At 55.4% G+C, this 6146-nt stretch carries 6 protein-coding genes; 5 read left to right on the forward strand and 1 reads right to left on the reverse strand.

Features of this window, described 5'->3' with window-relative positions; translation table 11 throughout:
- The 3 genes from I2G61_RS16600 to I2G61_RS16115 form a co-directional block, all read left to right on the forward strand.
- Positions 1-213: hypothetical protein (locus I2G61_RS16600; protein ID WP_229100791.1), on the forward strand; the 213-nt coding region annotated here is incomplete at its 5' end.
- On the forward strand, positions 182-1342 hold the full coding sequence (locus I2G61_RS16110; protein WP_159432802.1) for an amidohydrolase family protein: 1161 nt from the start codon (positions 182-184) through the stop codon (positions 1340-1342). The genes I2G61_RS16600 and I2G61_RS16110, both read left to right, overlap by 32 nt.
- Positions 1330-2490 (forward strand): amidohydrolase family protein, encoded by a 1161-nt coding sequence (locus I2G61_RS16115; protein WP_072684782.1) that lies wholly within the window; start codon positions 1330-1332, stop codon positions 2488-2490. Before I2G61_RS16110 ends, I2G61_RS16115 begins: the two co-directional genes overlap by 13 nt.
- 159 nt (positions 2491-2649) lie before the next feature.
- On the opposite strand, the gene I2G61_RS16120 is transcribed toward I2G61_RS16115, so the two are convergent.
- Positions 2650-3207 (reverse strand): phosphohydrolase, encoded by a 558-nt coding sequence (locus I2G61_RS16120; protein WP_083538559.1) that lies wholly within the window; start codon positions 3205-3207, stop codon positions 2650-2652.
- A gap of 104 nt (positions 3208-3311) precedes the next feature.
- Here I2G61_RS16120 and I2G61_RS16125 point away from each other — a divergent pair, with 104 nt between their 5' ends.
- Positions 3312-4709 (forward strand): TldD/PmbA family protein, encoded by a 1398-nt coding sequence (locus I2G61_RS16125; RefSeq protein WP_072684784.1) that lies wholly within the window; start codon positions 3312-3314, stop codon positions 4707-4709.
- Positions 4706-6034, forward strand: coding sequence for a TldD/PmbA family protein (locus I2G61_RS16130; protein ID WP_195548469.1), 1329 nt, complete (start codon positions 4706-4708; stop codon positions 6032-6034). Before I2G61_RS16125 ends, I2G61_RS16130 begins: the two co-directional genes overlap by 4 nt.
- Positions 6035-6146 lie beyond the last annotated feature (112 nt).

Below are 6146 nucleotides of genomic sequence, written 5' to 3' on the forward strand. Positions count from 1 at the left end.
ATCCGTACGTACGGTGCAATGGGAGGGGCGAAATTTATTTTCCCTCTACCCTATTTTTTCAGCGGATCTACATCGCGGGGAACCTCATTTTTGACGACTTTGCGTATTCTGAACCGGAAACCTCTGGAAGCCGGCGCAGGAAACCAGTATAATGGACATCAGGGAAAGGATGATGAATTCGATGATTTTATTAAAAAACGGCTGTGTTCATAACGGCCGGGGACAGGTAAGCACCACGGATCTGTTGATTGACGGCGGAAAGATCGTCAAAATCGGCGAACATCTGGAAGCCTCCGGCGCAGACGTGATTGACGCTGCCGGGATGCATGTGTTTCCAGGCTTTATTGATCCGCTGAGCGATTGGGGAATTCTTGGCCCGGGCCGGGAAATCCGCGGCAACGCCAACGACAACGATGAACGCTCCGACGTGTTTACGCCGCAGCTGGACGTCAAATATGCCTTTAACGGCCGGGGAATTACCCGGCAGCAGATCTACGCCTTCGGCATCACCGCGGTCGGCGTCGCGCCGTCCAACAACAATGTGTTCGGCGGTCAGATGGCGGCTTTTGAGGTGCACGGCGTCAATCCGATGAAAATGTTGATCCGGGAAAAGGTCGGCATGAAAGCTTCGGTCACAGAGGCGGTGAAGGAAGCTTACGGTTCCCGCAATCTCGCGCCGATGACCAAAATGGGGATTTTTGCGATGCTGAAAGAAAAACTGGCGGCCGCGAAGGATTACCATCCGGAAGAAGATAAGGTTGAACGCGATGAAAAGCTGGCGGCCTTGAAACAGGTCGTCGATAAGCAGATGCCGCTGTTTGTCAGCTGCAACACGCCGGCGGAAATCCGTTCGGTGCTGCGGGCAGTCGCGGATTATGACCTCGATCTTGTGTTCTGCGGCGGCTTCGGCGTCGATGGTTCATTGCAGGAGCTGGCGGAAAAGCGCTGCGGTTTGATCGTTGCCAATCCCGCTAACGGTTTCAACAAATATACGCGCAATACCGATTACGTGGGAATTGCCCAGCTGGCGAAGCAGGGCGCGACGGTGGCGTTCAGCGCGGCGGATAATGGTTTTGGCGGCCGCGAGGATCTGTTGTGGTCGGCGTTGGAAATGCAGAAAGCGATTCATGACAGCGAAACCGTGCTGACGATGCTGACCTACAACGCGGCGAAGCTCTTGGGGATCGAACAGCTGACCGGTTCGTTGGAAGAAGGCAAGCGCGCCGATCTCGTCTTGTGGAGCGCCAATCCGATCACCAGCTACAAGGGCGCCGTGGAAATGACGATCGCCAACGGTGAAATTCTGTATCGGAAAGGAGATGCGATGAAATGCTTCTTATAAAAAATGGCAAAGTCCTGACGATGGGGCCGCAGGGCGTTCTGGAACAGGCCGACGTGCTGATCGGCGACGATGGCAAAATCATCGAGGTGGCCGCGAATCTGGAAGCCCCCGGGGCAGAAATTCTGGATGCGAGCGGTAAAATCGTCATGCCGGGGCTGGTCGACGCGCATTCGCATATCGGCGGCTTCGATACGGATACCGGAGCACAGGATCTCAATGAACTGACCAAACCGCAGACGCCGGAAATTCAGGCTTACGACGGCATCAATCCGCTTGACCGTTCCTTTATGGAATCTGCAAAGGCCGGAATTACGACCAGCGCGATTACGCCGGGCAGCGGCAACGTGATCTGCGGCTTAGCGTGCGCCGTCAAATCAGCGGGGACGTCGCTGGCCAGCCGGACGCTGCGCAATCCGATCGCGCTGAAAGCGGCGATGGGCGTGAACCCGAAGGGCGTTTACGGACCGCGCACAGCGCTGCCGATGTCGCGTTTAGGCGTGGCGGATCTGTTTCGCGATTACTTCCTCAAAGTAAAGGACTATCAGGCGAAAAAAGTTCTGGGTGTAAGTGATCCGGAGAAAATGCCGAAGTTCGATCAGGGGATGGAAAACGGACTGCTGGTTCTGGAAAAGAAAATTCCGCTCAAGGTGCATTGTTATCAGCACGACATGATGTCATTGCTGCAGCTGGCGGATGAATTTGATTTCGACGTGACGCTTGATCATGCGTTAGGGTCCAGCGATTTCTATGATGAGATCGCTTCGAGCAAGCATGTCCGCGGCGTGATTTACGGTCCGCTGGGTGCGCCGCTGTTTGGCGGCGAGGGCTGCAAGGTTGATATCGACTGTCTGGCTGAGCTGGACCGGCGGGGCGTCTGCTGCGCAATCATGACGGACGGCCCGTGCTTTGTTCCGTATATGATCATCACGCAGGCCGGCGAAGCGGTGCGTACCGGTCTGGATGAGCTGCGTGCGCTGGCGATGATTACGATCAACGCCGCAAAGATCATCGGCTGCGACGACTGGGTCGGTTCGTTAGAAGCGGGCAAAGACGGCGACGTGCTGATTTTTGACGGTATGCCGGCAGTTGATACCGATGCGCGCAACCTCTGCACGATCATCGACGGCAAGATCGTTTATCAGGCGTAACGAATAAACAAACAAGGCTTGCCCGCTGCGGTAAGCCTTTGCTTGCTTTCGTGATTCAGACAAAAAGAGAGCGAGGCGGCAGGCGCGGCAATGCCGCAAAAAAAACACGCCGGCAAAGGCGTGTTTCAAGGAAAGGCTATCGCAACGATCCGGACCGGTTTAATACCGGGCGGCAATCGCCGAGACCATCAGTGCTTTCAGCTTGACCGGACTGAGGCGGCGGGCTGACTGCGTGCCCATTTCCATGGCGGCGCACAGCTTATCCACCCCCTGGACGACCCAGCCTTCCTTTGTCTGCGGACGCTGGCGGGACATCGGCCACATGTGGTTGAGAATACAATCTTCCATGATCGGATCCACCGCGGTGTATTGCCGGGCCATCGCCAGCGCGACCTGCGGATGCACGACGCTGTGACGGCCTTCGATCGGCTGCTCGTTATTCTTCCAGTCATACAGATAAAAGTCGCGCAGCAGCGCGCCGCGGGTGGCGCTGCGGACGTTCAGGTTCAGCCGGCGGCTGATTAAAAATGTATAATAAGCGACGTTGACGCAGTGCTGCAGGCGCGTGGTCTTGCAATGCTGGACATAATCGCGCAGCTCCTGAACGTCGTCGATATGCAGTATATCCTGTACCAATTCCATGAATTCGCTGACCAGCGCTTCTTCGGAATCAGTAAAATTCAACCGGGATCCAATGGGTTTTTCCAATGAAATCACTCCTTTTGAAAAACTACAAGTCCCATCATAGCAACATTCACACAGAAAAACAAGTTATCCATCGTGAATAATTCATGAAAAACAAGGAAAGGAAGGGAGAAATCATGTTTTTAGACACAAAAAAAGCGCAGCGGTATCTCGACCGGGCATTGGCGCGGGGCGGCGATTTCGCGGAGCTGTTTGAGGAAGAAAAGTGGACGTGCAGCGCTTCGATGCTCAACGGGAAACTGGAGGCGGCCAACAGCGGATTACGCTGGGGGCTGTCGATTAGGATCTTTGACGGGCTGCGCACGGTGTACGGCTATACCAACGAGCAGGAGGAGGAAAAGATCCTCACGGTGATCGATCAGCTGACCGCGGCGATCGGCCGCAAACGTGAGGCGGAATGTCCGGCGATTCAGGAACAAATTATTCAGGATCAGCACGCCCCGGAAATTCCCGTGCAAAGCGTGACGTTAGCCCAGCGCCGGGCTTTGATGCAGCGGGCCAACGACGCGCTGCTGAACTACGATCCGGTGATCAAAAAAGCGATAGTCAATCTGGCTGATGAAGACCAGACCGTCATCATCGCCTCCAGCGACGGCAGGCTGGTGCGCGATAACCGCCAGCGGACGCGGCTGCGCATGCAGGCGGTCGCGATGGACGGCGACCGGATGCAGAATTCTGCGAAAGCACCGGGCGCGCATGCCGGCTATGAATTCTATGATCAGATCGACGTCGAAGCGATGGCACGGGACGCTGCCCGCACGGCCAAGGTGATGCTGAACGCCGACGAATGCCCGAGCGGGGAAATGACCGTCGTGATCGACAACGGTTTTGGCGGCGTCATCTTCCATGAAGCCTGCGGCCATTCCTTAGAAGCCACCAGCGTTGCTTACGGCAATTCTGTCTTCTGCGGCAAGCTGGGTCAAAAGGTGGCCAGCGAGCTGGTCAACGCCGTTGACGACGGAACGATTCCGCATGCCTGGGGTTCCAACAATATCGACGATGAAGGCCAGGCCACCCGCCGCAATCTGTTGATCGAAAACGGCGTGCTGAAGGGCTATTTGATCGATCCGCTGAATGCCCGGCGGATGGGTATGGAAGCGACCGGCTCCGCGCGCCGTCAGGATTACACCTTTGAACCGACGTCGCGGATGACCAATACCTTCTTGTTGAACGGCACGTCGACGTTTGAGGAAATTATCGCCGATACGCCGTTAGGGTTGTATGCCAAGCGTTTAGGCGGCGGATCCGTGAATCCGGTCACCGGTGATTTCAACTTCGCGGTCCTGGAAGCCTATATGATCCGCGACGGCAAGCTGGCTGAACCGGTGCGGGGCGCGACCCTGATTGGCAACGGCGCGGAAATTCTGTTCAGAATTGATAAGATTGCGGACAACGGTTCGCGCGAGCAGGGGATGTGCGGTTCCAAGAGCGGTTCGATTCCGACGGATGTCGGCCAGCCGACGATCCGCGTTACGCACATGACGGTCGGCGGCAAAGGAGGAAAATTGAAATGATCGCGGAAACAATTTTAAGCTACGCAAAAGAAGAAGGCCTGGAAGAAGCGGAGGTCTATCAGAGTCAGACCCGGACGCTGCGCTTTGACATTCTGGACGGGCAGCCGCGCCAGTTTGTCGTTTCGGATAAAAATGGTCTCTCGCTGCGGGGGACGCGTCAGGGCCGCTGCGCCAGCGCCTATACGGAGAAAACCGATGAAGCGTCATTGCGGGCCTTGGCGATTCAATGCCGCCAGCTGGCCGACGCTTTGGAAACAGAAGACACTGTGTTGTTAACGCCGGGACAGACGCCGATGAACGACGACCGCGGCGATGATACACTCGCCCGCCGAACCGTGAGCGAGAAGATCGAATTCATGAAAAAGGTGGAAGCTGCGGCCCTGAAGCAGGATTCGCGAATCCTGCGGGTATCGGCCTGCGGTTATCAGGAAACGGAGTCCTTAACGACGCTGGCCAATACACAGGGGCTGAAGGCGATGCGGCGCTCGACGCTGGGCTTGATCACGCTGAGCGTCATCGCTTCCAATGGGAAAGAACAGACCAACGGCTTCAGCTGGCGTGCGATCAAGGATTTGGATGAGGATAAAGCGGCTGAATTCGTTGAGGAAGCGGTTCGGGAAGCGGTGAACAAGCTGGACGCTGTGCGGATTCCTTCCGGCAGGTACCGGACAATTTTACGTTATGACGTCGCGACGGATCTGTTGGCTTCCTTATGGGCAATGTTCAGCGCTGACCAGATTCAAAAGGATTTATCCATTCTGAAAGACCGGCAGGGTGAGAACATCATGAGTCCGCTGATCACTATCGTTGACGAACCGCAGTTGCCCGATGGCTTTTCCAGCTGTGATTTCGATGATGAAGGCGTGCCGACCCAGCGCACAGTGATCGTCGAAAACGGTGTATTCAAGGAAGCTTTATATGACCGCAAGAGCGCGCTGAAAGGCAGCCGGACTTCGACGGGCAACGGGTTTAAAAACGGCTGCAGCGCTCCGGTTCAGGTTTCGCCGACCAACCTGCTTGTAAAACCGGGGGATTTATCCCTGGATGAAATGATCACGCAGATCGAGGACGGCGTGCTGATTACCGACTTACAAGGTCTGCACGCGGGACTGAACCCGCTGACGAGTGATTTCTCATTGCAGGCCAGCGGTTTTAAAATCGAACAGGGCAAGCTGGCCTATCCGGTTCATTTGATCACGATTGCGGGGAACTATCTTGAAATGATGAATTCAATTCTTGCCTTAGGCCATGACGGCCGTCAGGATTTGAACAGCGTGTGCTGTGGATCCCTGCTTGTCGATCAACTCGCAATATCTGGAGAATAATTGTTAAAATAATTATTACATTTATTTAAAACACAGAGAAATCTGTGTTTTAATTTTGTGTGCCGGGCATGGCATACATCTAGTTGGTGAAAATCCAACCACGGGTATTTAC

Source organism: Holdemania sp. 1001095H_141210_F2 (assembly GCF_015558105.1).
In the GTDB taxonomy this organism is placed as follows: Bacteria; Bacillota_I; Bacilli_A; order Erysipelotrichales; family Erysipelotrichaceae; genus Holdemania.